Below are 26,233 nucleotides of genomic sequence, written 5' to 3'. Positions count from 1 at the left end.
GGGGTAAATCCCCTCGCCACAAAAGACCGCACCTGAATCTACTAGGCCGTCGCGGCCACGATCCCCGGCTCCACCACCGCACTCATGCCATCCTTCATCCGCTTGGCATCGCGCACGAAACAGCGCGAGGCCAGGAACAGGAACACCATGGTCATGAACAGGGCCACCGGAATCAGGTACATCGCGTCGTGCAAGCCGATGGCCTTGAAGGCCTCGGTCATCTGCGGGGCGCCGGCCGCCGCCATGGCGGTGCGGGCGAAGTAGTCCGACAGCCCGCCCACCACCACCGGCCCCAGCCCGCCACCGAGCAGGTACAGCCCGGCAAAGAACAGCGCCATCGCCGTGGCCCGCAAGCGCGGCTCGACCACGTCCTGGATCGCCGTGTACACGCAGGTGTAGAAGTTATAGGCAAACAGCCAGCCGACACTGAACACCGCGACGAACACGCCGATTTCGATCCGCCCGGCGTGCAAGGCCCAGGCGGTGGTGACCGTCGAGATGACCAGGCTGAACGCCGCGAACAGCAGGCGACCACTGGCCACCCGCTGATGGATCTTGTCGGCGACCCAGCCGCCCAGGGTCAGCCCGAACAACCCCGTCACACCGACCATGATCCCGGTGGCCACCGCCGCATCAGGCAGCGACAACTGGAAATAGCGTTGCAGCATCGGCACCAGGAAGGAGTTGCAGGCGTAGGTGGCGAAGTTGAAGCACAGCCCCGCCAGCACCAGCCACAGGAACGTCGGAATGGCCAGGACCCGGCGGATCGGCCGGTCGATCTTGTCCTGGGACACCTGCACGGTTTCCGCCGCGCCGCGCTTGGGTTCCTTGATGAAGAACATGAACACCGCCAGCACCAGCCCCGGCACGGCCGCGATGAAGAACGGCGCGCGCCAGCTGTCGAACGCCTTGACCATCGCGCCGATGGTGAAGAAGGCCAGCAGCAACCCGATCGGCAGGCCGAGCATGAAGATGCCCATGGCTCGCGCCCGGCGATGGGCCGGGAACAGGTCGCCGATCAGCGAGTTGGCCGCCGGCGCGTAACTGGCCTCGCCGATGCCGATGCCCATGCGCACCACCAGGAATGCCCAGAAACTGCCCACCAGGCCATTGACCGCCGTAAGCGCACTCCAGGTGGCCAGGCCCCAGCCCATCAGTTTGCTGCGCGAGCCGGTGTCGGCCATGCGCCCCAGCGGCAGCCCGGCAATGGCGTAGACGATGGTGAAGGCGGTGCCGATGATGCCGATCTGGAAGTCGCTGAGGCTCCACTCCATGCGGATCGGCTCGATGATGATCGCCGGGATGGTGCGGTCGAAGAAGTTGAACAGATTGGCGAGGAACAGCAGGAACAGAATGCGCCAGGCATTCGCCGCTTGGGTCGAGTTCTGCATGGGTCCGTCTCTTATTGTTTTTGGGCAACGGCGAGCATCCGAGCCCTGAATTTGCAATCTAGACAGCGGCGTGCGGGATGTCTGCGATCATTCGCCAGGCTGATACCCGACCATGGCGGCCAAGGCCTTTCTTGATGGCGGTCAACATACCGTAACAATTGCCATCATTTTGCCGGTTCTCGATTAAAGATCATGTCCCGATGGCCGATCCATCATGAAGCTTCTTTCATCCGCTATGGTTCGATGACAGCGGTCGTCCAACCCACCAGTTCAGGCGTACGGCGCACAATGACTTCCAAAAAAACAGCCACTGCGGTATCCGATCTGACCCTGGGCCCGGCCGCCAACGGCTTTGAAACGTCGACGGTGTCGAGCGCCTCACGCCCCTTGTCGACCCAGCAGTACCTGTACTTCACCGAGACCAATACCGACCGCATCCTCGACAACCTCGACGGCCTGCGCGACACCGTGTTCCCGCGCCCACCGCACCTGGTGGATGACGAATACGACCGCAACCAGCAGGAATTCCCGTCGGTGTGCCTGATCGGCCTGGGCCGCTGCGGCTCCAACATCGCCCTGGACGTGGCGGAGCTGGTCTACAACGCGCGCAAGTTCTACCTCAACGAGTTCAACGCCGAAGACAAACACTACGACAAGGGCTACAGCCCCGCGCAGTGGATCCGTCACAACCTGCGCCTGGGCACCGGCAAGGCCAGCAAGCCGGTGTTCCTGGTGGAACCGCTGGTCATGCTCGGCGACCTGGACAAGGACATCGCCGGGCGCATCCGCTTCTCACGCAAGGGCGAAAAGAGCGGCTTTTTGCGCGACTACAGCAAGATGAAAATCATGGACTTGTCGGAGGTCCACGCCGGCGGCGCCGGTAACGCGCCGATCCTGGGCCAGTACCTGGCCAAGATCATCCTGAACAAGGACACCCAGCGTTTCTCCAGCCCCGACTGGAAAATGATCCACTCGTACCTGATCGACAGCTGCGGCATCAAGGCTAACCAATCGCGCCTATATTTCTCGATCTTCAGTGCCGGCGGCGGCACCGGTTCGGGCATGGCCTCGGAGTTCGGCCTGGCCCAGCAGTACTCGTACATGAACAAGACGTTCGACACCAAGCCGATGGACGAACACGACAGCAAGAGCGGCCACTCCTTCGTCTTCGAGCCGATCTTCACCAGCGGCATCTGCGTGCTGCCGAACATTTCCGACCACCGCAGTGAAATGTCCGAGGCGCTGCACATCAACGCCGGGCGGCTGCTGTGCAAATACCTCTCGGAAGAATGGGATTTTTCATACAACTTCGCCAATGAAGACAGCAGCGAAGCCAGCGTCATGGGCCGGATCCGCCCATGGAACGCGATGATGCTGATCTCCAACGACATCATGCGTTATGCCGAGGAAAGCGACGACGGCAACATCCAGAACATCGATGTCAACGCCATGGAGAAACACGCCAACCAGTACATCTCCCAGCAGATTTTCAACATCCTGACCGCCCAGGCGGTCACCACCGATTACGACCAGAACTATTTCCGTCGGGCCGGCATCGACATCGGCGAAACCATTCGCCTGGACGCCAACGACCTGTTCATGAGCCTGGCCGGCCCGGTGGCCATTGCCTACGCCGAATCGGTGGTCCCGGAAACCCCGGCGCCGAGCGGTGACAAGTTCAAGGTGTTCGAGAAAGAGCCGCCACGCCTGAACATCGACGACCTGTTCTTCCGCTCCATCGACCTGCCGCACTTCAACAAGGTCACCCAGGCCATCGAAGGCATCAGCCTGTTGCCGATCGAATCCAAGCGCTACCGGGCGTCGCTGGAGCAGTACAAGAACTCCGGCTACGACGCCGCGGCCCTGCATGACCTGCATTTCTTCAAGAACTGCTCGTCGGTGGTGTCGATCGTGTCCTTGCCCAAGGACTACAAGCTGTCCTACATGGACCTGAACCGGCTCAAGACCCACCTCAACAGCCTGTTCCCCAACACCACACTCAAGCGTTACGCACTGGTGATTGGCGCCTCGGCCAACCTGTCGCTGACCACCCTGATCGCCAAGAGCCCGTGCCTGTCGGATGACTTCCTGACCCTGATCGTGGCGTTCATCAAGCGCTGCTTCGCCCGCACGCCGTACCGCTTCGACGACACCCTGGACAACTCGATCCTGGACTTCATCATCAACGAAGACTTCGACGAAGAACGCATCGACGACCTGCTCAACGAGTTCGAGAACCCAGCGAAGATCCTCGACACCAACTGGTACGCCATCAAGCCGATGTACGAGAAGAAGTACCGCGAACTGATCAACGACAAAGAGAAGTTCGTCTCGATCAATGACATCCGCCTGTCCCGCGACTGCGTGAAGAAGGCCATCAAGTACCTGCGCGAGATCTACCGTCATCGCATTGGCAAGACCAAGGTTATTTCCCTTAACAACCATACAGGCAGGACTTACTGAGTCCGGCGCAGCACCGTGTTGCCTCCAATCGCGAGCAAGCTCGCTCCCACAGGGTTTTGTGTACACAGACCCACTGTGGGAGCGAGCTTGCTCGCGATAGCGGTCCTGAATCCTGCGCATGAACAACATCCAGAAACAATTAAGCAGCCCTAAGGCTGCTCAATAAACTGTTCCCGTGACGTATACGTCACCCTGCCCTGTGGCGTTTCACCACGGCAGGATGCCATCACGCTACTCACCTACACACTTTTGTACCGCGCGCGCAGCGACCCAAGTTGGTGCATCGATCACTTCGACGCCCTTTCCTGGATCAGGATCCAAGGCGAAACCACCACCGCCCAGAGCTGCGGATCACGCTCCAGAAAATCCAGCGCCCGCGTTTCAGACAGTTTCGCGAGCTGCTCGCCGGCCAACCAGGCGAAGACTTTCTCGCCTTCGTCCTGTGCCACGGCTTCGGCGGCGGCGATCAAATCCAGTGCCGGGTCGACCCATAATAGGGCACCCTTGGCGAAGAACGGTTCCAGCTCCTTCCAGGTGATGGATGCGGTTTCACCGAGCAGCTTGGCATAGAGGGTGCTAGGTTCTTGGTTCATGGGCCTGTCCGGAAAAGAAATCGGCGCGAATGATAACGTCGGTGGTCCGGCAGAAAAACCCGGTAGTAATTGGAGGGCCGATTGAAAAGTGCAGCAGGTGCCAGGGAATGCCGATTTGACCGGAGAAACCCCGCCGCTATTCTGTCTTTTTCTTTCGATAAAGCGACACCCTCAGGATTTGCCCCCAAGCGCCAGCTTCCCTTGCCAACAATCGGCGCTCTACACTGTACCGGTACAGTTGCCGGGGGCATTTTCCGCGAGGATATCCAAGATATCTGACCCGGTTCTGCTGCTACGGCGCCAGGACTATAAAAACTACAACAGCATGAGTGGAGCACTATGACTAAGGCTACTAAGCAGATTTCCAAACTGTTTGCCGCTATGGTTCTGGCCGGGGTGGCCAGCCATTCGTTCGCCGCAGACACCATCAAGATCGGCATCGCCGGCCCGAAAACCGGCCCTGTAGCCCAATACGGCGACATGCAGTTCAGTGGCTCCAAGATGGCCATCGAGCAAATCAACGCCAAGGGCGGCGTGAACGGCAAGCAACTCGTCGCCGTTGAATACGATGATGCCTGCGATCCAAAACAAGCGGTTGCCGTTGCGAACAAGGTCGTCAACGACGGCGTCAAGTTCGTGGTCGGCCACCTGTGCTCCAGCTCCACCCAGCCGGCTTCGGACATCTACGAAGACGAAGGCGTGATCATGATCACCCCGGCGGCCACCAGCCCGGACATCACCGCTCGCGGCTACAAGATGATCTTCCGCACCATCGGCCTGGACAGCGCCCAGGGCCCGGCGGCCGGCAACTACATCGCCGACCACGTCAAGCCGAAGGTCGTTGCGGTCCTGCACGACAAGCAGCAGTACGGTGAAGGCATCGCCAGCGCGGTGAAATCGACCCTCGAGAAGAAAGGCGTGAAAGTGGCCGTCTTCGAAGGCGTGAACGCCGGCGACAAAGACTTCTCCTCGATGATCGCCAAGCTCAAGCAAGCCAACGTCGACTTCGTCTACTACGGCGGCTACCACCCGGAACTGGGCCTGATCCTGCGTCAGTCCGAGGAAAAGGGCCTGAAGGCCAAGTTCATGGGCCCGGAAGGCGTGGGCAACGACTCCATCTCGCAGATCGCCAAGGAATCCTCCGAAGGCCTGCTGGTGACCCTGCCGAAGTCCTTCGACCAGGATCCGGCCAACATCGCCCTGGCTGACGCCTTCAAGGCCAAGAAGGAAGACCCGAGCGGTCCGTTCGTGTTCCCGTCCTACTCCGCCGTCCAGGTGATTGCCCAAGCCATCACCGAAACCAAGAGCGAAGACCCGACCAAAGTGGCCGAAGCCATCCACGCCGGCACCTTCAAGACCCCGACCGGCGACCTGAGCTTCGACGCCAAGGGCGACCTGAAGGACTTCAAGTTCGTGGTCTACGAGTGGCACTTCGGCAAGCCTAAAACCGAAGTTTCGCCTCAGTAAGGCCTGGCCTGACTGACTGCCAATAAAGCCCACGGCGTGCCGTGGGCTTTGTTTTGAATGTATTGGGCCGCGCTGGCGTGATCCGCCAGTCTCCCCACCTGAAAATCTCAAAACCGTCATCAGCGGTTCGCTGGCCAACCTCGTGCTCGAAGTGGATGCAGATCCACGGGGCCGGGCGGGAAAATGACTCCACCAGTGAAATGCGTATCAGGTTTTTAGGAGCGCTGTAATGCCTGACATCTATCACTTCTTCCAGCAGCTGGTTAACGGCCTGACCGTTGGCAGCACGTATGCCCTGATCGCCATCGGCTATACGATGGTCTACGGCATCATTGGAATGATCAACTTCGCCCACGGCGAGGTGTACATGATCGGCTCCTACGTGGCGTTCATCGCCATCGCCGGGCTGAGCATGATGGGACTCGACAGTGTCCCGCTGTTGATGACCGCGGCTTTCATCGCGAGCATCGTGGTCACCAGTTCCTATGGCTACAGCATCGAACGGATCGCCTACCGCCCCTTGCGCGGCAGCAACCGTCTGATCCCGCTGATTTCCGCCATCGGCATGTCGATCTTCCTGCAGAACACGGTTCTGCTTTCGCAAGACTCCAAGGACAAATCCATTCCCAACCTGATTCCGGGCAACTTCGCCATCGGGCCAGGTGGCGCACATGAAGTGCTGATTTCGTACATGCAAATCGTGGTGTTCGTGGTGACCCTGCTCGCCATGCTCGGCCTCACGCTGTTCATCTCCCGCTCCCGCCTGGGCCGCGCCTGCCGCGCCTGTGCCGAAGACATCAAGATGGCCAACCTGCTGGGCATCAACACCAACAACATCATCGCCCTGACCTTCGTCATCGGTGCGGCCCTGGCGGCCGTCGCCGCGGTGCTGTTGAGCATGCAATACGGCGTGATCAACCCCAACGCCGGTTTCCTCGTCGGCCTCAAGGCCTTCACCGCCGCGGTGCTGGGTGGTATCGGCAGCATCCCCGGCGCCATGCTCGGCGGGTTGGTGCTGGGCGTAGCGGAAGCCTTTGGCGCCGATATCTTCGGCGACCAGTACAAGGACGTCGTGGCGTTCGGCTTGTTGGTTCTGGTCCTGTTATTCCGGCCGACCGGCATCCTGGGCCGTCCGGAGGTTGAAAAAGTATGACTAGGCATCTCAAATCGGCGCTTTTCAGCGCCCTGCTGGTCTGGGCCGTGGCCTACCCGGTACTCGGTCTCAAACTGACCATCGTCGGCATCAACCTGGAAGTGCACGGCACCAGCCCGGCCATCCTGATGACCATCGCCGCGTGCTCGCTGTTGATGTTCCTGCGCGTGCTGTTCAGCACCCAGATCAGCGCGGCCTGGAAGTCCTCGCCCGGCCTGCCGGTGATCCCGGCCAAGGCCAGCCACTTCCTGACCCTGCCGACCACCCAGCGTTGGATCATCCTGGCCCTGATCGTCGGCGCGCTGGTGTGGCCGTTCTTCGGTTCGCGCGGCGCGGTGGACATCGCCACGTTGATCCTGATCTACGTGATGCTCGGCCTCGGCCTGAACATCGTGGTGGGCCTGGCCGGCCTGCTGGACCTGGGCTACGTGGGCTTCTACGCCGTCGGGGCCTACAGCTATGCGCTGCTGTCCCATTACTTCGGCCTGAGCTTCTGGATCTGCCTGCCGATCGCCGGGATGATGGCCGCCACCTTCGGTTTCCTGCTGGGCTTCCCCGTGCTGCGCCTGCGGGGTGACTACCTGGCCATCGTGACCCTGGGCTTCGGCGAGATCATCCGTCTGTTCCTGCGCAACCTGACCGACATCACCGGTGGTCCGAACGGCATCAGCAACATCGAGAAGCCGACGTTCTTCGGCCTGACCTTCGAGCGCAAGGCCGCCGAAGGCCTGCAGACGTTCCACGAATACTTCGGCCTGGAATACAACTCGATCAACAAGGTCATCTTCCTCTACCTCGTTGCCCTGTTGCTGGCCCTGGCCGCGCTGTTCGTGATCAACCGCCTGCTGCGCATGCCGATCGGCCGTGCGTGGGAAGCGCTGCGCGAAGACGAGATCGCCTGCCGCGCGCTGGGGCTCAACCCGACCGTGATCAAGCTCTCGGCCTTCACCCTGGGCGCCGCCTTCGCCGGTTTCGCCGGCAGCTTCTTCGCCGCCCGCCAGGGCCTGGTGACGCCGGAGTCCTTCACCTTCATCGAGTCGGCGATCATCCTCGCCATCGTGGTGCTGGGCGGGATGGGCTCGCAGTTGGGGGTGATCCTGGCCGCCGTGGTGATGATCCTGTTGCCTGAAATGATGCGTGAATTCAGCGAATACCGCATGTTGATGTTCGGCGCCCTGATGGTGCTGATGATGATCTGGCGTCCCCAAGGTCTGCTGCCTATGCAACGCCCTCACATGGAGCTGCGCAAATGAGCCGCGAGATCCTCAAGGTTGAAAATTTGAGCATGCGCTTCGGCGGCTTGCTGGCGGTCAATGGCGTGGCCCTGACCGTGAAAGAGAAACAGGTGGTTGCCTTGATCGGGCCGAACGGCGCGGGCAAGACCACGGTGTTCAATTGCCTGACCGGCTTCTACCAGCCAACCGGCGGTAGCATCCTGCTGGACGGCGAGCCGATCCAGGGCCTGCCGGGGCACAAGATCGCCCTCAAGGGCGTGGTGCGCACCTTCCAGAACGTGCGGTTGTTCAAGGACATGACGGCGATCGAGAACCTGCTGATCGCCCAGCACCGTCACCTGAACACCAACTTCTTTGCCGGCCTGTTCAAGACCCCGTCGTTCCGCAAGAGCGAACGCGAGGCCATGGAATACGCCGAGTACTGGCTGGAGAAGGTCAACCTCAAGGAGTTCGCCAACCGGACCGCCGGCACCCTGGCCTACGGTCAGCAACGGCGCCTGGAAATCGCCCGCTGCATGATGACCCGTCCGCGGATCCTCATGCTCGACGAACCGGCCGCCGGCCTGAACCCCAAGGAAACCGAAGACCTGAAGGCACTGATCAGCGTGCTGCGCGAGGAGCACAACGTCACGGTGCTGCTGATCGAGCACGACATGAAACTGGTCATGAGCATTTCCGACCACATCGTGGTGATCAACCAGGGCACGCCCCTGGCCGACGGCACGCCGGACCAGATCCGCGACAATCCTGAAGTGATCAAAGCCTACCTGGGGGAAGCGTAAATGCTGCAGTTCGAAAACGTTTCCACCTTCTACGGCAAGATCCAGGCCCTGCACAGTGTCAACGTCGACGTCCGACAGGGCGAAATCGTGACGCTGATCGGTGCCAACGGCGCCGGCAAGTCCACGCTGCTGATGACCCTCTGCGGTTCGCCCCAGGCCCGCAGCGGCAGCATCCGCTACATGGGCGAGGAACTGGTGGGCCAGGACTCCTCGCAGATCATGCGCAAGAGCATCGCGGTGGTGCCGGAAGGTCGTCGGGTGTTTGCCCGACTGACCGTGGAAGAAAACCTCGCCATGGGCGGGTTCTTCACCGACAAGGGCGACTATCAGGAACAGATGGACAAGGTCCTGCACCTTTTCCCACGCCTGAAAGAGCGTTTTACCCAACGCGGCGGCACCATGTCCGGCGGCGAACAGCAAATGCTCGCCATCGGCCGTGCGCTGATGAGCAAGCCCAAGCTGCTGCTGCTCGACGAGCCGTCCCTGGGGTTGGCGCCGATCATCATCCAGCAGATCTTCGACATCATCGAACAGCTGCGCAAGGATGGCGTGACGGTGTTCCTGGTGGAGCAGAACGCCAACCAGGCCCTGAAGATCGCCGACCGGGCCTACGTGCTGGAAAACGGCCGCGTGGTGATGCAAGGCAGCGGTGAAGCCTTGCTGACCGACCCGAAAGTGCGCGAGGCGTACCTGGGCGGTTAACGGTTGCAGCCAACAGAAAACGGCCTTCGGGCCGTTTTTTTTGCACACCTGCACCGCTACGTGGCGAGGGCGCTTGCTCCCGCTGGGAAAAAATTCAAGCACTCGCTGTAACACTTCCCCACGTCCCGTCTCTAGTTCAGCAGACCGGCGCTCACGCCGGTTCATTTCCCAAGAAGAACTGGAGAACATCATGTCCGCTACCACCCGCACCCTGTCCGCTTCCGCCCTGGTCCTGGCCCTGGGTTCCGCGCTGAGCATCGCCGCCGTATCGACCGCCCACGCCGCTGACGACAACATGGAAAAATGCTTTGGCGTCGCCATGAAAGGGCAAAACAACTGCGCCGCCGGGGCGGGCACGACCTGTGCCGGCACCGCCAAGATGGACTACCAGGGCAACGCCTGGAAACTCGTCCCGAAAGGCACTTGCATGACCACCGAAAGCAAAACGTCGCCGACCGGTTTCGGCCAGCTCGAAGCCTTCAAAGCCAAGTCCTGATCCCCTGGCTGCCTGAGTGTCGATCATGACCACGTCTTGCAAACCTGCTGTCCCCGGCGCCCAGGCAGCCCGCGTCGAGCTCCCGCCCCGTGCCGGGCTGGGGCTCAAGACCGGGCACTTCCAAGCAGTGCTCGGTTCAAGGCCCGATATCGGTTTCTTTGAAGTCCACGCCGAAAACTACATGGTGGCCGGCGGCCCGTTTCATCATTACCTGAGTTTGATCCGCGAACACTATCCGCTGTCGCTGCACGGTGTCGGCCTGTCCATCGGCACCGAGGGCAAGCTGGATGAGGTGCACCTCAAGCGCCTCGCCGAACTGATCGAACGCTATCAACCCCAAGCCTTTTCCGAACACCTGGCCTGGTCGAGCCATGGCCCGGTGTTTCTCAACGACCTGCTGCCCCTGGCCTACGACGCGCAAACGCTGGACCGCGTCTGCGCCCACATCGAACACGTGCAGGAAACCCTCAAGCGCCCGATGTTGCTGGAAAACCCGGCGACCTACCTGGCATTCGAACGCTCGACCATTGACGAGCCCGACTTCCTCGGCGATGTCATCCGCCGCACCGGTTGCGGCCTGCTACTGGACGTCAACAACCTCTACGTGTCCTGCGTCAACCACCAGCGCGATCCCCTGGCTTATCTCGATGCCTTGCCGCTGCACGCCGTGGGCGAGATACACCTGGCCGGGTTTGCCGAAGATGCCGACAGCCTGGGTGACCGTTTACTGATCGACGACCATGGCGCCCCCATCGACCTGGCGGTCTGGGCGTTGTATCGGCAAGTGCTGAAGCGCATCGGTCCGGTGGCAACCCTGATCGAGCGAGATAACCAAGTACCGGCCTTCAGCGTCTTGCAGGAGGAAGCCCGCCAGGCCGACGAACTGCTGCACGGCGCGCGGAGGCTGATATGAGCAGCCAGGCCACATTCGCCGCCGCCCTGCTCGACCCCCGGCAGGCGTGCCCACCCGGTTTGTGCTGCGCCAACGGCGCCGACCCGGCGAGCCGCTTCGCGGTGTATCGCAACAACGTCCTGGGCTCATTGATCAACGCATTGGCGGACGGCTACCCGGTGGTTCGGCAATTGGTTGGCGATGAGTTCTTCCAGGCCATGGCGGGCGTTCACGCGCAAGCCTGCGCACCCGACAGCCCACTGATGAATCGCTACGGCGCCGGCCTGGCGGATTTCATCGAGCGTTTCGAACCGGCGTCCTCCGTGCCGTACCTGGCGGATGTGGCCCGGCTGGAACGACTGCGCACACTGGCCTACCACGCCGCTGACGCCCAGGCCGCGGACCTTGGGCTCCTGGCCGCGGCACTCGCCGACCCGCCCTCGCTGGGCACGCTGCGCGTGATGCTTCATCCGTCCGTGCACCTGCTCGCCTCAGCCTTCGCGGTCGTGGCGATCTGGGCCGCTCATCAGGCCGGGGAGACACTCGCCGGCATCGATCCGGGCCAGGCACAACAAGCCCTGGTCCTGCGCAATGGGCTCGACGTCGAAGTGTTCGCTATCGACCACGCGACATACACCTTCATCCAGCACCTGCAAAACGGCCTGTCGTTGGACCAGGCGTGGGCCTTTGCGCCGGACGCCGACCCGGGCCACACCCTGGCGCTGCTGATCAACCACCACGCCATCACTTGCTTGCATCACGACAAGGTCTTGCCATGAACACGCTCGTCACACGCGCTATCGCCCTGTTGGAACAGATTCCACACAGCCTGATCGCCTTCATTGCGCGGTTCTCCATTGCCGCGGTGTTCTGGAAATCCGGGCAGACCAAGGTTGAAGGGCTGGCCATCGACCTGATCGACGGCACCTTCCAGCTCGGTTGGCCGCACCTGGCCGACTCGACCGTTCCACTGTTCAAGAGTGAATACCCTGTGCCGTTGTTGTCGGCAGAGGTCGCGGCTCACCTGGCGGCATTCGCCGAGCACTTTTTCCCCGTGCTGATCCTGCTCGGGCTTGCCACGCGTTTCTCGGCGCTGGCGCTGCTGGGCATGACCCTGACCATCCAGACCTTCGTCTACCCGGATGCCTATCCGACCCATGGCACCTGGGCCGCCGTGCTGCTCTACTTGATGGCACGCGGGCCCGGCAAACTGTCAATTGACCACTGGGTCGCTGTGTGGGAGCGAGCCTGCTCACAGAAGCGCGGTGTCAAAAACAGCACTGGCGACTGATCCACTGTTTTCGCGAGCAGGCGCCTTCCCACCAGGGCCTGTGTGGCGCTATCCCTGGAGACGGTCCAACGCTTCACCGCTGCGCTTGAACCAGTCGATCAGATAGTCGGCCAGCACCTGCGTCCGCTTGGGCAGGCCACCTTGATAGGGATGCACCAAGTACATCGGCATGCGCCGAGTCTGAAAACCGCTCAGGATCCGTCGCAAGCGCCCGTCAGCCAATTCTTCGTGCAACAGGTACGACGGCAGCCGGGCGATTCCGGCACCGGCCAGGGCGGCTTTTTTCAACAGGCTGTAGTGGTTGCTGGCGAACGGCCCCGACACCCGGACCCGCAGCAGTTCGTGCTGCTGGTGATACAACCATTCCTCCCGGCCGCTGTAATGGCTGTTGAGCAGGCAGCGGTGCTCCGCCAGGGCCTGGGGCGTGTCCGGTTCGCCATGACGGTCGAGATAAGCCGGGCTGGCGCAGGTCATTTCGTGCCACGCCAACAACGGCCGAGCCACCAGTCGCTCGTCGATGGCGGAGTCCGAGCGGATCGCCAGGTCGAAGCCTTCGCGGGCCAGGTCGCGGTAGCCGTTGCTGAGTTCCAGTTCGATCTGCACATGGGGATACGTGTGAGCGAACTCCACCAGCAAGCCCTCAAAAAAGGTTTCGCCCAACGACACCGGAACCGTCATACGCACCGGCCCGGCCACGTCGTCCTTCAATCGGGCCAATGCCTGACGCGCCTTTTCCACCTGCACCAGCAGCGCCTGGGCCTGGGGCAACAACGCCGCCCCCGCCGCCGTGAGGCTCAGGCGCCGGGTGGTGCGTTGCAGCAGCACCACGCTGAAGCGGCTTTCCAACAGGCTGATGCGCTTGGACAACTGGCCCTTGCTACAGCCCAACTGTTGCGCCGCCAGAGTAAAGCTGCCGGCCTCCATCAATACGGCAAACGCCGCCAGGTCATCCATCTCGCTCATTGGATTGTTTCCAATTGAAAACCAAAGGTTGCCTATTAGCACGATTATCAACAAAAGGAACCCTTCTAGACTGCAACCTCTTCCCATCCATAGAGGAACAGCCCATGAAAATCCTGTTGATCGGCGCCAACGGCACCATCGGTTCGGCCATCGACCACGAACTGTCGCCGCGCCACGACATCATTCGCATCGGCCGCAACAGCGGCGAGTTGCAAGTGGACATCAGCGACAGCGCCTCGATCCGCGCCCTGTTCGAAAAGACCGGGCGCTTCGATGCCCTGGTCTGCGCCGCCGGCAATGTCACCTTCGCGCCCTTGGGCGACATGAGCGAAGAAAGCTTCGCCCTGGGCTTGAAAGACAAGCTGATGGGCCAGGTCAACCTGCTGCTCATCGGCCGCGAATTCGCCAACGACGGCGCCTCTTTCACCTTCACCACCGGGGTGCTCAGCCACGACCCGATCAAGAGCGGCGCGTCGGCGGCCTTGGTCAACGGGGCCCTGGACAGTTTTGTCCGCGCGGCGGCCATCGAGTTGCCAAGGGGCTTGAGAGTCAATTCGGTGAGCCCGAACGTGCTGCTGGAGGCGATGGACAAGTACGCCCCGTACTTTCGCGGATACAAGCCAGTGCCCGCCGCCGACGTGGCATTGGCCTACGCCAAAAGCGTCGAAGGCCTACAAACCGGTCAGACCTTTCACGTGGGCTAAACAGCATCTTGCCTACGCTCCTGCTTGTGATGCGGGATCAGTCTGAGTAACGTGGCGGCACCTGTCTGGAGACCCAATGATGCGTGCCGCCCGCTCCCTGCTGTTTATCGCCCTCCTGCCGCTGTTCGCCGGCTGCCAGTTGCTCGACGCGCCACGCCAAAGCGTTTCCCACGCCGGGCAAACGCGCATGCAAGGCGAACTGACGGCCGCCGATGGCAAACTGGTGTTCCAGCCCTGCCAGGAACAGCGCCGCTATATCGTCAACGACAGCGGCGGCACCAGCGTGTTGCAACAGGCCGCGAGCCTGGCCGACAACCAGGGCAAGCTGTTTGCCGATGTGCGAGGTCGCATTGTGTCCAGCGCCACGGCGGGGGCCGACAGCCAGTTGGACCTGGAGCAGTTGTATCGCCTCGAACGCTCGGGCAGCGCGTGCGACGACGGCAATTTCAAGCGGCTGGTCCTGCGTGCCTCCGGGCATGGTCCGCAATGGGACCTGAAGGCCAACGGCAAGGGCCTGGTGCTCGAACGTGAAGGCCAGCCAGCCCTGGCGGTGCCCTACCTGGAGGAACAACTGGGGGACGGCCGCTTCAACCTCAGCACCGAAGCCAACGGCCAGAAGGTCGAACTCTGGGTCGCGCCCCAGCGCTGCGTCGACAGCGTCACCGGCAGTGTCCAGCACATGAGCGCCGAAGTGCGGGTCAACGGCCAGGTTCAGCGCGGCTGCGCCTATTTCGGTGGCGCTCGCGACGACTGATTCACTGCGGCGAGGGATTGCAGCTTATAATCGCCGGTTTGAAGAACGCCCTGGCGCAGTTGTGCGCCCCGCGAACCGGACCCCGCCATGTTACGAATCACCGAACTCAAGCTGCCGCTCGACCATCCCGAAGAAGACCTGCGCGCTGCCATCCTGCAGCGCCTGGGCATCGCCAGCGATGAACTGCTCGACTTCACCTTGTTCAAGCGCAGCTACGACGCACGCAAGAAGTCTTCCGAGCTGTGCTTCATCTACACCATCGACCTGACGGTGCGCGACGAAGCCGGCCTGCTGCGCAAGTTCGCCGATGACCGCAACATCAACGAAGCGCCCGACGTCAGCTACAAAGCAGTGGGCCAGGCTCCGAGCGAACTGAGTGAACGGCCGATCGTGGTCGGCTTCGGTCCCTGCGGGATCTTCGCCGCTCTGCTGCTGGCGCAGATGGGCTTCAAGCCGATCATCCTCGAACGCGGCCCGGAAGTGCGCCAGCGCACCAAGGACACCTGGGGCCTGTGGCGCAAAAGCGTGCTCAACCCCGAATCCAACGTGCAATTCGGCGAAGGCGGCGCGGGGACATTCTCCGATGGCAAGCTCTACAGCCAGATCAAGGATCCGAAATTCCTCGGCCGCAAGGTCTTGCACGAGTTCGTCAAGGCCGGTGCGCCGGAAGAAATCCTCTACGTCAGCAAGCCCCATATCGGTACGTTCCGCCTGACAGGCGTAGTGGAAAACATGCGTGAGGAAATTCGCGCCTTGGGCGGCGAAGTGCGCTTCCAGCAGCGGGTTACCGACGTGCTCATCGAGGACGGCCAACTGGTCGGCGTCGAACTGGCCAGCGGCGAACGCCTCCACTCCAGGCATGTGATCCTGGCCTTGGGCCACAGCGCGCGGGACACCTTCCGCATGCTCCACGGTCGTGGCGTGTACATGGAAGCCAAGCCGTTTTCGGTGGGTTTCCGTATCGAACACCCGCAATCGCTGATCGACAACGCGCGCCTGGGCAAGTACGCCGGGCACCCGAAACTCGGTGCCGCTGACTACAAGCTGGTGCACCACGCCAAGAATGGCCGCTCGGTCTACAGTTTCTGCATGTGCCCGGGCGGCACCGTGGTGGCCGCGACCTCCGAGCCGAATCGCGTCGTGACCAACGGTATGAGCCAGTACTCACGCAACGAACGCAATGCCAACTCCGGCATCGTCGTCGGCATTACCCCGGAAGTGGATTACCCCGGTGGCCCGCTGGCGGGCATCGAGTTGCAGGAGCGCCTGGAATCCCACGCGTTCGTGCTCGGCGGCAGCAACTACGAAGCCCCGGCGCAACTGGTGGGCGACTTCATCGCCGGCAAGCCGTCGACGGCCTTGGGCAGCGTCGAACCGTCCTACAAGCCCGGCGTCTCCCTGGGCGACCTGGCCCTGGCCCTGCCGGACTTCGCCATCGAAGCCATCCGCGAGGCCCTGCCGGCATTCGAGAAGCAGATTCGCGGATATTCGCTGCACGATGCCGTACTGACCGGGATCGAGACCCGCACCTCGTCGCCGCTGCGCATCACCCGTGATGAATCGCTGCAGAGCTTGAACGTCAAAGGCCTGTTCCCGGCAGGTGAAGGCGCCGGTTACGCGGGCGGGATTCTCTCGGCGGGCGTGGACGGGATCCGAATTGCCGAGGCCGTGGCGCGAGACATGCTCGGCCTCCAAGCCTGACGAAAAACCCTCCTTTGTGGGAGCGAGCTTGCTCGCTCCCACAAAGGAGGTGCGTGGCTCAGATATTGGCCCGCAACACGCTCTCGGGCAGCGCCTCTCCCCGCTCCACACTCGCCGCCACGACCGCGATCAATCCGTCCAGCTCATAGCCTTGGACCTTGAGCCAGGCGGGGTCGTAATAAGTGGTCGCATAACGCTCACCGCCATCGCACAAGATCGCCACGATCGACCCAGACTCGCCCCCGTCGACCATTCGCCGTGCGGCAATCAGCGCCCCGATCAGGTTGGTGCCGCTGGAACCACCGACCCGTCGCCCCAGGCGCTGGGCCAGGTAGTGCATGGCCGCCAGCGACAGGGCATCCGGAACCTTGACCATCGCATCGATGACTTTCGGCAGGAACGACGCCTCGACCCGTGGCCGGCCGATACCCTCGATGCGCGAGCCGCAATCCAGGCGCAGGCTGGCGTCGCCGCTGCGGTAATAGTCAAAGAACACCGAACGCTCGGCATCGGCGCATAGCACGCGCGTGTGGTGCTGGCGATAACGCACATAGCGTCCGAGGGTGGCTGTGGTGCCCCCCGTGCCAGGGCTGGAGATCAGCCAGCTCGGCTCCGGGTAATGCTCGAAGCGCATCTGCTGGAAGATCGATTCGGCAATGTTGTTGTTGGCCCGCCAGTCCGTCGCGCGTTCGGCATAAGTGAACTGGTCAATGAAGTGGCCGTCGTGCTCACGGGCCAGGCGTTCGGATTCGGCGTAGATCTGCGTAGGATCCTCCACCAGATGGCTCTGGCCACCGTAGAAAGCGATCTGGGCGATTTTTTCCCTGGAGGTGGTCGCCGGCATCACCGCGATAAAGGGCAGCCCCAAGAGCCTGGCGAAATACGCCTCGGAAATCGCCGTCGAGCCACTGGACGCCTCGATCACCGGCGCGCCGGGCTTGAGCCAGCCGTTACACAACGCATAGAGAAACAACGAACGCGCCAGCCGGTGCTTGAGGCTGCCAGTGGGATGGCTGGATTCATCCTTGAAATACAGCTCGATGCCCGGCAGGCCCGGCAACGGCAGTGGAATCAGGTGGGTATCGGCGCTGCGCTGGAAATCAGCCTCGATGATGCGGATCGCTTCGCGCGCCCACTGGCGATGGTCGTTCATGGTGTTTTCTCACAGGATCGGTTCACACGGGGATATCCCCCGCGGTCAGGCAGGCACGGATTGATTCGGAAAAACCAGTCGCCAGCTTAGGAAAAAACCGACATCGCGCACAGGTACAGCTAAGGTCCAATATGGCCCGTAACTGCCCAACCGCGTGACAGGGTCGTTGTAACGACATATAACAAAAAAGAATATAACTTTTGTTTTAACAACTAACAGTACGGGTTAGGGTGTGGCGACTTTTTGATTCGATGAATGGAGAGCAAATCTTGGCTCTACGTAATTCCCTGACACGCTTCTTCCAACTGGAGGCCGCCAGTGGCCTGCTGCTGATCGCCGCCGCCATACTGGCGCTGGTCATCAACAACTCACCGCTGTCCTGGCTGTACAACGGCTTGCTGGACACCCCGGTGGTCGCCCAGGTCGGCGCGTTGAAGATCGCCAAGCCGCTGCTGTTGTGGATCAACGACGGCCTGATGGCCCTGTTCTTCCTGCTGATCGGCCTGGAAGTCAAACGCGAGGTCCTCGATGGCCAGCTGTCCAACCCTTCGCAGATCGTCCTGCCCGGCGCGGCGGCGATTGGCGGCATGCTGGTCCCGGCGCTGATCTACTGGTTCCTCAACCGCGACAACCCGGCCGCCCTCGCCGGCTGGGCGATTCCAACCGCCACCGACATCGCCTTCGCCCTGGGGGTCCTGGCACTGCTGGGCAAGCGGGTGCCGGTGTCGCTCAAGCTGTTCCTGATGACCCTGGCAATCATTGACGACCTCGGGGCCATTATCATCATCGCCATCTTCTATTCCGGCGCCCTGTCCACCTTGTCCTTGATACTGGCAGCCGCCTGCATCGCCGCGCTGGTGGCGATGAACCGGATGGGTGTGGTCAAGCTCGGGCCGTACATGGTCGTGGGCCTGATTCTCTGGGTCTGCGTACTCAAGAGCGGTGTCCACGCCACCCTGGCCGGGGTGACCCTGGCGTTCTGCATCCCATTGCGCACGAAAAACGCCGAGACCTCGCCCTTGCAGACCCTGGAACATGCCCTGCATCCCTGGGTGGCCTACGGCATCCTGCCGTTGTTCGCTTTCGCCAACGCCGGACTGTCCCTGAGCGGCGTGACGCTCGAAAGCTTCACCCACCACGTACCGATGGGCATCGCCATCGGCCTGCTGCTGGGCAAGACCGTGGGTGTCTTTGGCCTGACCTGGCTGGCCGTGAAGATCGGCATCGCCAACCTGCCGGCCGGCGCCAACTGGGGCCAGGTGCTGGGCGTGGCCATCCTGTGTGGTATCGGCTTCACCATGAGCCTGTTCGTCGGTTCCCTGGCCTTCGAGCCCGGCGTCAGCGACTACGCCGGTATGGACCGCATGGGCATCCTCACCGGCTCGATCCTGGCGGCATTAGTGGGCTATGCAGTCACCGCCGCCGCCAGCCGGAAGCCCGCTTCCACGCCGGGGTTGGGCTAACCCCGGCAGAGATTACTGGCACAGGGCAATGCCTGTGTCAGGCACCCTCAAAGAAAAACGGCGCTCTCCCCTCCAGGACCAAGCGCCGTTTCCCCATCAGAACAACCCCATCAGTGCGATACGCGACTCGTCCCATCGACAGTGGAAATACGCACCCGCTCACCCACACGGAACACCTCGTTCTCCTGAACCTGCTGCACATAGGCACGCATGCTGCCGTCGTCCTCGCGAACGGTAATTTCCACACCCTGGGTACGGGTCAGGCCTTCTTCGGTGGCAGAGCCGATCAGCCCACCCGCCACGGCACCGATGACCGCAGCAACGATGCTGCCACGGCCGCCGCCGATGGCGCTGCCACCCACGCCACCCACCACGGCACCGGCCGCGCCGCCGATCGGGGTCTTGGTGCCTTCGATCTTGACTGGACGCAAGGATTCGATGGTGCCCATGCGAATCGTCTGCACGCGACGCGCCTCGTCACGGGAGTAGGAGTCACCGGTCAGGCTCGACTGACAGCCAGTGAGCAACATCGCCATCGTAGAAAAGGAAGCAACCAGTAGAACAGACTTACGCATAGCATCAGCTCCAAAAGACAGGAATTCATTAAACTCCCCAACTTGACGCCTGTCACGGCCTCGCCGGGATAAAATTGCTTTCATTCAGGTGGGATACAGGCGCGCCCGAAAAATTCACCAAACAGTAGCGTCTATTTCCAAAACCTGCGTCATCAACCTGGGATTTTTCATGGATTACTTCATCATCGTCGCAACCACCGTGGCCGGTTTGTACTTCCACTGGTGGCTGTACGTGCGGATCAAACGCTGGGTGGACCGCGACCTGGCGTTGTCGCTGGCAGCAGGGGATGAGCAGAAAAAAGCCTACATGCTGCAACAGCTGGCTCGTGCGCGGGAGCAAGGAATCAAGCGCCGGGACCTGCCGCAGTGGCTTAAAACCGCCGCGGCAGACTACCCCGATGCTAAGGCGCCAGACGCTCGCGCGTCCAGCTCGCCCCTTGCAGGCGGTAGTTGAGGCGATCGTGCAAACGGCTCGGGCGGCCCTGCCAGAATTCGATGCGCTCGGGCAACAAGCGATAGCCGCCCCAATGCTCCGGGCAGTGGGGTTGGCTGTCACTGAAGCGCTGCTCGGTGGCCTTGAGCAGATCTTCCAGCTCACCGCGCCCGGCGATCACCCGGCTCTGGGGTGACGCCCACGCGCCGAGACGGCTGCCCAACGGGCGCACCTGGTAATAGGCGTCAGACTCCTGCGCCGTGACCTTCACCACCGTGCCCTCGATGCGCACCTGGCGCTCCAGGCCTGGCCAGAAAAACGTCATGGCCGCGAACGGGTTCGCCGCCAGTTGCTGGCCCTTGGCACTGTCGTAGTTGGTGAAGAACGTGAAGCCCTGGGCATCCAGCCCCTTGAGCAACAGGACGCGGCAATGGGGGCGGCCGTCGGCATCCACCGTTGCCAGGGTCATGGCGTTGGCCTCCACCGGCGCCTGTTCGGTCTTGACCGCCTCGGCGAACCATTGGTGGAACAGTGCAAACGGCTCGGCTGGGGCCAGGGCCTCGGTCAAGCCATCACGGGTGTAGTCGCGGCGCATATCAGCCAGCGATTGGGTCATGGCGCGTTCCTTGTGGTGAGCCCATCACTGCTTGGGCGTATCGGCGGCCGCGACTTTCTTGGTGTCCGTGGCGGCTTTGGCCGGTTGGGTTTTCTTCGCTGGGGTCGCGGTCTTGGCTGGCGCTTTCTTGGCAGGAGCCTTGGCCGCGGCTTTTTTCGCAGGCGCTTTCTTGGTCGCTGGCGCTGCGGCTTTCTTGGCCACAGGGGCAGGTGCCGGGGCGGCAGGCTTCGCGTCCTGGGCGGCCACCATCGTCACGGGCGCCGGAGCCGGCATGTTGTACTTGCTCAGCAGCGCCACCATGGTGTTCTGCGGGGTCACCAGCAGCTCCACGCGACGGTTCAAGGCGCGGCCTTCAGCGCTGTCGTTGGCGGCACGGGGCGATACCGCCCCCATGCCACGCAGCATCAGGCGATCACGCTGCAGACCACTGAGACGGAAAATCGCCGCCACGGCCTGGGCACGCTCCTGGCTGAGCTTCAGGTTGGCCGGCGCGGCGCCCGAGGTGTCGGCGTGGCCGAGGACCAGCACGGCGGTCTTCGGGTCGGCTTCGAGGATCTTCGCCACCCGGGTGAACGGGCCGAGGGTCACGGGCAGCAGCATGGCCGGGCGATCCGGGTTGAATGAACTGTCCACCGGCGCGGTGACCACCAGCACGTTGTCACGACGCTCAAGTTCGAGCTTGCTGTCCTGGATCGCCGTGCGCAGCTTCGGCTCGTAGTCGTCGAGCCAGGCTTGGGTCACCTTCGGATCGGGCATCGGCACGGCCTTGGCGGTTTCCTGTTCCTTGCCGCCGAACGGCCACCACCACTTGCCATTGCTCTCGGCTTCGGCCTTGGCCACCGTGGCCGGCGCCTTGGCTTCGGGCTTCACGGGCTCTTTACTGGCCACGTCGGCGCTGTCATCGGAGGAGAACGGCCACCACCAGTGCGTGGCGCTCTCGGCCTTGGCCTGCGGCGCGACGGCAGCGGGCTTCAGGGGCGCTGCCGGTGCAGCGGGTGCAGGGTCCTTGGCCGCGACCTTGTCGGAGGAACCGAAGGACCACCAGCTACCGCCGCCTTCGGCATCATTTTGTGGAGTTTGTGCGCAACCGGTGATAGCGAAGCACAGCGCCAGAGCGAGGGTTTTATTCGATGACATTGGATATCCACAAAATGATGTAAATGAAAAAATTAAAGGCCGTGTTCAGGCCACATAAACAGACGCTTGGAAACTGAAAAGGGCATGAGGTTCCTATGCCCATTGCCTTCAATGGCGTTTACAGACAAGTGGCAAGGACCCTCGCCAGGTTCTGCGCGCGCGGGTCCATCAGCACGTACGGGCCCAGCGTGTTGGTCACGAAGCCAAACGCGACATCGTGTTCCGGATCGGCAAAACCGATGGAGCCCCCTGCCCCCGGATGCCCGAACGCCCGAGGGCCGAGGCCGTAGGTCGCGTTCGGTACATCGGGCTGGTCCAGCATGCAACCCAGGCCGAAACGGGTCTGGGTCAGCAATGTCTTGTCGTCGCCGAAGCTGTGCTGGCGAGTCAGTTCGTCGAGCATTTCACCTTCCAACAGGCTGCCGTCCAGCAGGCCGGCATAGAAACCGGCCACGCTGCGGGCATTGCCATGGCCGTTGGCGGCGGGTTGCTGCATGCGCCGCCATTGCGGCTTGTTGGTGCTGGTCATGATCGACGGCGGATTGGTGAAGGCCCGGGTGGTCATGGCCGTGGGTTCGCGCATCGTCACTTGCAGCAGGCGCTGGGCCGCCGCGTCGCCGACGTTGCCCTTGCCCCGGGCGATGTGGGCCACGCGATGGAACTCGGCATCGGCCAGGCCCACGTGAAAATCCAGGCCCAACGGCTTGGCCACGCGGGCCACGATGGACTCCCCAGGACCACGACCGTCCGCCCTGCGCAACAGTTCGCCGACCAACCAGCCATAGGTGATCGCGGCGTAACCATGGCCCTCGCCGGGCGTCCACCAGGGGCTTTCGGCGGCCAGCGCATCGACCATGGCCTGCCAGTCATACAGCGCTTCAGGTGGCAGCAGTTCGCGCAGCGCGGGCAGCCCGGCCTGATGGCAGAGCAACTGGCGCAGGGTGATGGCGGCTTTGCCGGCGGCGGCAAACTCCGGCCAGTAGCGCGCTACCGGGGCATCGAGCTGCAGCTTGCCTTCGGCCACCAGTTGCAGGGCCGTGACGGCGGTGAAGGTCTTGGTGCAGGAGAACAGATTGGCGAGGGTGTCGCTGTGCCAGGCTTCATGACCGTCCTTGTCCGCCGTGCCGGCCCACAGGTCGATCACCGTCCGGCCGCCGACCTGGATGCACAACGCGGCGCCGCGCTCCTGGGGGTCGTCGAACAGCGCCGCGAAAGCCTCACGTACGGCTTCGAACTGAAGTTCATAATGACCTTGAATCTGCACCCGCAACTCCCTCGAAACAAAGACTTTTCAGATTGGCTGGCATTGTTTCAGGCATTAGGTCATTTGGGAACCGCCACAGGACGGCTGGCTGGACACCGCCCTGGTGGCGAGGGGATTTATCCCCGCTGGGTTGCGAAGCAGCCCCCGAACAGCCAACTCTGTTTATCCTGGCACTCCGAGTCGCCTGGCTTCAGGGCCGCTTCGCGCCCCAACGGGGATAAATCCCCTCGCCACAGATGGCTCGCTGACCATAAAAATGACGGGGCGTCAGGAAATCTCCCGCCGAAACGGTGGCAGCGCATTCAGGATCGCCTTGCCATAGCGCTGGGTCACCAGCCTGCGGTCGAGCAAGGTGATGGTGCCGCGGTCTTCCTCGGTGCGCAGCAGTCGACCACAGGCCTGGACCAGTTTCAGCGACGCATCCGGCACGGAGATCTCCATGAACGGATTACCGCCCCGCGCCTCGATCCACTCCGCCAGCGCGGCTTCCACCGGGTCGTCGGGCACCGAGAACGGGATCTTGGCGATCACCACGTGTTCGCAGTAGGCGCCGGGCAAGTCGACGCCTTCGGCAAAGCTGGCGAGGCCGAACAGCACGCTGCTATCCCCACCGTCGACCCGCGCCTTGTGCTTGTTCAGGGTTTCCTGTTTCGACAGGTTGCCCTGGATGAACACCTGCTTGCGCCAGTCGCGGTCAAGGCCGTCGAACACGTCCTGCATCTGCTTGCGCGAGGAAAACAGCACCAGGGTGCCCCGCGAACCTTCCACCAGTGCCGGCAGGTCGCGGATGATCGCCGCGGTATGGCCGGCGGCATCCCGCGGGTCGGCGTTGAGGTCCGGCACCCGCAATACACCGGCATCGGCATGATGGAAAGGACTCGGGACCACGGCGGTCACGGCTTTCTTGGGCAGCCCGGCACGCATGCGGAAGCGGTCGAACGTGCCCAGCGCCGTCAGCGTGGCGGACGTCACCAGCGCGCCATAGGCGACGTTCCACAGGTTGCGCCGCAGCATGTCCGCCGCCAGGATCGGGCTGGCGTTGACCTCGATGTCGAACAGCGAGCCGCTTTCGGCCAGGGTCAGCCACCGGGCCATCGGTGGGTTGTCTTCCGGGTCTTCGACGGTGAAGGCCGTCCACAGCTCCCAGTTGCCCTGGGAACGCGACAACAGGCTGCCGAACAGCGGGTACCACTCCTCGGCCTGGTTGCTGGCGATGCCGATGTTCACTTCGCCATCCATGCCTTCCTTGAGCAGGTCGGTCAGGCGGGTGAACAGGTCGGTCAGGCGCGCGAAGCCTTTCTTGAGCTCGATGCCCATTTCGCGCATGTGCTCGGGGATCACCCCACCCACAAACCGATGGCGGGGTCGCTCACGGCCCTCGACGTCTTCGCCCGGCTTGAAATCGGCCACCTGCTCGCAAGCGGTGAACATGAACTGCTGGTTCGTCTTGATCTCCCGCGCCAGCTCAGGCACTTGCTCGATCAGCTTGCCCAGGTCGCCCGGCAATGGATGCTGGGCCAACAGCTTGGTGAGGTTCTTGGCGGTGGTTTCCAACCAGTCGGCGGTGGAGCGCAGCCGGGTGTAATGGGCGAAATGACCGATGGCCTTGTCCGGCAGGTGATGGCCCTCGTCGAACACGTAGACGGTGTCTCGCGGGTCCGGCAATACCGCGCCGCCGCCCAGGGCCAGATCGGCCAGGACCATGTCGTGGTTGGTGACGATCACATCGACCTTGCCCATGCCTTCGCGGGCCTTGTAGAAGGCGCACTGGCCGAAGTTGGGGCAATGACGGTTGGTGCACTGGCTGTGATCGGTGGTCAGGCGGGCCCAGTCGGCGTCTTCCAGCGCGGTGGACCAGCTGTCACGGTCGCCGTCCCACTTATTGCCGGCGAGCTTCTCGATCATGCTGGTGAACAGCTTCTGGCTGGCCTCATCGACTTCGATCTTGAAGCCTTCTTCTTCGAACAGCTGGGCCGTGGCGGTCTGCGCCTGGCCTTCCTGGAGCAACATGTCGAGCTTGGACAGGCACATGTAGCGCCCACGGCCCTTGGCCAGGGCGAAGGTAAAGTTCAGCCCGCTGTTGCGCATCAGGTCGGGCAGGTCCTTGTAGACGATCTGCTCCTGCAGGGCGACCGTGGCCGTGGCGATCACCAGGCGCTTGCCGGCGGCCTTGGCACTGGGAATCGCCGCCAGGCTGTAGGCCACGGTCTTGCCGGTACCGGTGCCGGCCTCCACCGCCACGACGGCGGGCTCGCCACTGCGCCGGCCTTCATCGTCGGTGTCGATATCGCCGAGGACTTTCGCCACTTCGGCGATCATCAGGCGCTGGCCATAGCGCGGCTTCAGGCTCTTGGCTTCGAGAAAACGCGAATAGGCGCCCTGGATCGTGGTTTTGAGTTCGGTGCTGATCATGAATGTCGGGCGCTAAAAAACGCTGGATAAATTTTCAGTGGTTCGGATCGGCGGCTATCATACCCCGCTAATGAATCCTGCGCAGAACGGAGTAACCCGATGACACCCTTTGCCCTCGTCTACACCCTGCATTTACTGGCGGCCCTGGTCTGGGTCGGCGGCATGTTCTTCGCCTGGATGATCCTGCGACCCGCCGCAATGACGGCACTTGAGGGCCCTGCCAGGCTGACGTTGTGGGTAGAAGTGTTTCAGCGTTTTTTCATTTGGGTCTGGGTCGCGGTGCTACTTTTGCCGATAAGCGGTGTAGGCCTGATCCACCTGCGCTTCGCCGGTTTTGAAACCGCGCCGCGCTATGTGCAGGTGATGATGGGCTTGTATGTGGTGATGACGGCACTGTTCATCCGCATCCAGGCCCTGCAGTTGCCACCGCTGCGCAACGCCGTGGCCGCGCAGGACTGGCCGACGGGCGCAGCGGCCCTGGGGAAGATTCGCAGGCTGGTGGGCATCAACCTGCTGATCGGTTTGCTGGTGGTGGCAATCGGCGCGGCGCGACCGATGTTTTAACGCGATCCCTGCCGGGATACGAAATCCTG

The 26,233-nt window shown here is 62.6% G+C and carries 25 protein-coding genes; 16 read left to right on the top strand and 9 right to left on the bottom strand.

The genetic code is table 11. The annotated features are described in order from the left end of the window. Positions 1–41 precede the first annotated feature (41 nt). The gene (locus KI241_RS05965; RefSeq protein ID WP_123579557.1) at positions 42–1,391 is read right to left on the bottom strand and encodes an MFS transporter; all 1,350 of its coding nucleotides are present in this window, start codon (positions 1,389–1,391) and stop codon (positions 42–44) included. Positions 1,392–1,679: 288 nt separating this feature from the next. On the opposite strand from KI241_RS05965, the gene KI241_RS05960 reads away from it, so the two are divergent. Continuing rightward, the gene (locus KI241_RS05960) at positions 1,680–3,854 is read left to right on the top strand and encodes a hypothetical protein (RefSeq protein WP_042730089.1); all 2,175 of its coding nucleotides are present in this window, start codon (positions 1,680–1,682) and stop codon (positions 3,852–3,854) included. Positions 3,855–4,141: 287 nt separating this feature from the next. Here the strand turns inward: KI241_RS05960 and KI241_RS05955 are convergent, their stop codons facing one another. Continuing rightward, entirely contained in the window at positions 4,142–4,447 is a 306-nt protein-coding gene (locus tag KI241_RS05955) for a DUF2288 domain-containing protein (protein WP_042730090.1), read from the bottom strand. Between the two features lie 339 nt (positions 4,448–4,786). Between KI241_RS05955 and KI241_RS05950 the strand changes: the two genes are divergently transcribed. The 9 genes from KI241_RS05950 (at position 4,787) to KI241_RS05910 (ending at position 12,465) form a co-directional block, all read left to right on the top strand. Next, positions 4,787–5,914 (top strand): branched-chain amino acid ABC transporter substrate-binding protein, encoded by a 1,128-nt coding sequence (locus KI241_RS05950; RefSeq protein WP_042730091.1) that lies wholly within the window; start codon positions 4,787–4,789, stop codon positions 5,912–5,914. A 229-nt stretch (positions 5,915–6,143) separates the two neighbouring features. Further along, the gene (gene livH, locus KI241_RS05945) at positions 6,144–7,067 is read left to right on the top strand and encodes a high-affinity branched-chain amino acid ABC transporter permease LivH (RefSeq protein WP_042730092.1); all 924 of its coding nucleotides are present in this window, start codon (positions 6,144–6,146) and stop codon (positions 7,065–7,067) included. Continuing rightward, complete coding sequence (locus KI241_RS05940) at positions 7,064–8,320, top strand: high-affinity branched-chain amino acid ABC transporter permease LivM (protein WP_042730093.1); 1,257 nt, start codon at positions 7,064–7,066, stop codon at positions 8,318–8,320. Before livH ends, KI241_RS05940 begins: the two co-directional genes overlap by 4 nt. Beyond that, entirely contained in the window at positions 8,317–9,084 is a 768-nt protein-coding gene (livG, locus tag KI241_RS05935) for a high-affinity branched-chain amino acid ABC transporter ATP-binding protein LivG (protein WP_042730094.1), read from the top strand. Before KI241_RS05940 ends, livG begins: the two co-directional genes overlap by 4 nt. After that, on the top strand, positions 9,085–9,786 hold the full coding sequence (locus tag KI241_RS05930) for an ABC transporter ATP-binding protein (protein WP_042730095.1): 702 nt from the start codon (positions 9,085–9,087) through the stop codon (positions 9,784–9,786). Positions 9,787–9,976: 190 nt separating this feature from the next. Further along, positions 9,977–10,282: a DUF2282 domain-containing protein gene (locus tag KI241_RS05925; RefSeq protein ID WP_042730096.1), complete on the top strand. Its 306-nt coding sequence runs from the start codon at positions 9,977–9,979 to the stop codon at positions 10,280–10,282. Between the two features lie 25 nt (positions 10,283–10,307). Then, positions 10,308–11,195: a DUF692 domain-containing protein gene (locus KI241_RS05920; protein ID WP_212803463.1), complete on the top strand. Its 888-nt coding sequence runs from the start codon at positions 10,308–10,310 to the stop codon at positions 11,193–11,195. Further along, positions 11,192–11,953 carry a DNA-binding domain-containing protein gene (locus KI241_RS05915; protein WP_042730098.1) on the top strand — a complete coding sequence of 254 codons (762 nt, stop codon included), beginning with the start codon at positions 11,192–11,194 and terminating at the stop codon, positions 11,951–11,953. Before KI241_RS05920 ends, KI241_RS05915 begins: the two co-directional genes overlap by 4 nt. Then, positions 11,950–12,465: a DoxX family protein gene (locus KI241_RS05910; protein ID WP_042730099.1), complete on the top strand. Its 516-nt coding sequence runs from the start codon at positions 11,950–11,952 to the stop codon at positions 12,463–12,465. Before KI241_RS05915 ends, KI241_RS05910 begins: the two co-directional genes overlap by 4 nt. A 48-nt stretch (positions 12,466–12,513) precedes the next feature. On the opposite strand, the gene KI241_RS05905 is transcribed toward KI241_RS05910, so the two are convergent. Then, entirely contained in the window at positions 12,514–13,428 is a 915-nt protein-coding gene (locus KI241_RS05905; protein WP_212803462.1) for a LysR family transcriptional regulator, read from the bottom strand. A gap of 104 nt (positions 13,429–13,532) precedes the next feature. On the opposite strand from KI241_RS05905, the gene KI241_RS05900 reads away from it, so the two are divergent. The 3 genes from KI241_RS05900 (at position 13,533) to KI241_RS05890 (ending at position 16,587) form a co-directional block, all read left to right on the top strand. Then, entirely contained in the window at positions 13,533–14,132 is a 600-nt protein-coding gene (locus KI241_RS05900; RefSeq protein ID WP_042730101.1) for a short chain dehydrogenase, read from the top strand. A 79-nt stretch (positions 14,133–14,211) separates the two neighbouring features. Next, the gene (locus KI241_RS05895) at positions 14,212–14,886 is read left to right on the top strand and encodes a hypothetical protein (protein ID WP_123579583.1); all 675 of its coding nucleotides are present in this window, start codon (positions 14,212–14,214) and stop codon (positions 14,884–14,886) included. 87 nt (positions 14,887–14,973) lie between these two features. After that, complete coding sequence (locus KI241_RS05890) at positions 14,974–16,587, top strand: NAD(P)/FAD-dependent oxidoreductase (RefSeq protein WP_047736955.1); 1,614 nt, start codon at positions 14,974–14,976, stop codon at positions 16,585–16,587. A 58-nt stretch (positions 16,588–16,645) separates the two neighbouring features. On the opposite strand, the gene KI241_RS05885 is transcribed toward KI241_RS05890, so the two are convergent. Then, a complete protein-coding gene (locus KI241_RS05885) occupies positions 16,646–17,740 on the bottom strand; it encodes a PLP-dependent cysteine synthase family protein (protein ID WP_042730103.1) in 1,095 nt (364 codons plus the stop codon). A 269-nt stretch (positions 17,741–18,009) separates the two neighbouring features. Here KI241_RS05885 and nhaA point away from each other — a divergent pair, with 269 nt between their 5' ends. Continuing rightward, positions 18,010–19,203 carry a Na+/H+ antiporter NhaA gene (gene nhaA, locus KI241_RS05880; protein ID WP_212803461.1) on the top strand — a complete coding sequence of 398 codons (1,194 nt, stop codon included), beginning with the start codon at positions 18,010–18,012 and terminating at the stop codon, positions 19,201–19,203. A 110-nt stretch (positions 19,204–19,313) separates the two neighbouring features. Here nhaA and KI241_RS05875 read toward each other — a convergent pair whose 3' ends face one another. After that, the gene (locus KI241_RS05875) at positions 19,314–19,778 is read right to left on the bottom strand and encodes a glycine zipper 2TM domain-containing protein (RefSeq protein ID WP_003184697.1); all 465 of its coding nucleotides are present in this window, start codon (positions 19,776–19,778) and stop codon (positions 19,314–19,316) included. 169 nt (positions 19,779–19,947) lie between these two features. On the opposite strand from KI241_RS05875, the gene KI241_RS05870 reads away from it, so the two are divergent. Further along, the gene (locus tag KI241_RS05870) at positions 19,948–20,232 is read left to right on the top strand and encodes a hypothetical protein (protein ID WP_042731886.1); all 285 of its coding nucleotides are present in this window, start codon (positions 19,948–19,950) and stop codon (positions 20,230–20,232) included. On the opposite strand, the gene pdxH is transcribed toward KI241_RS05870, so the two are convergent. From pdxH to dinG, 4 genes are all read right to left on the bottom strand, one after another. Further along, a complete protein-coding gene (pdxH, locus tag KI241_RS05865; protein ID WP_042731887.1) occupies positions 20,180–20,827 on the bottom strand; it encodes a pyridoxamine 5'-phosphate oxidase in 648 nt (215 codons plus the stop codon). The genes KI241_RS05870 and pdxH overlap by 53 nt on opposite strands. Before the next feature lie 24 nt (positions 20,828–20,851). Further along, entirely contained in the window at positions 20,852–21,964 is a 1,113-nt protein-coding gene (locus KI241_RS05860) for an OmpA family protein (RefSeq protein WP_042731888.1), read from the bottom strand. Positions 21,965–22,082: 118 nt separating this feature from the next. Continuing rightward, a complete protein-coding gene (locus KI241_RS05855; RefSeq protein ID WP_053147513.1) occupies positions 22,083–23,228 on the bottom strand; it encodes a serine hydrolase domain-containing protein in 1,146 nt (381 codons plus the stop codon). 267 nt (positions 23,229–23,495) lie between these two features. Beyond that, a complete protein-coding gene (gene dinG, locus KI241_RS05850) occupies positions 23,496–25,640 on the bottom strand; it encodes an ATP-dependent DNA helicase DinG (protein ID WP_042731890.1) in 2,145 nt (714 codons plus the stop codon). Positions 25,641–25,739: 99 nt separating this feature from the next. On the opposite strand from dinG, the gene KI241_RS05845 reads away from it, so the two are divergent. Continuing rightward, complete coding sequence (locus tag KI241_RS05845) at positions 25,740–26,204, top strand: DUF2269 family protein (protein WP_042731891.1); 465 nt, start codon at positions 25,740–25,742, stop codon at positions 26,202–26,204. Positions 26,205–26,233: the final 29 nt, after the last annotated feature.

It is taken from the genome of Pseudomonas sp. Cab53 (assembly GCF_018325965.1).
In the GTDB taxonomy this organism is placed as follows: Bacteria; Pseudomonadota; Gammaproteobacteria; order Pseudomonadales; family Pseudomonadaceae; genus Aquipseudomonas; species Aquipseudomonas chlororaphis_E.
Note: the sequence above shows the minus strand (reverse complement) of the source record. Positions and strands in the feature narration are given on the sequence as shown.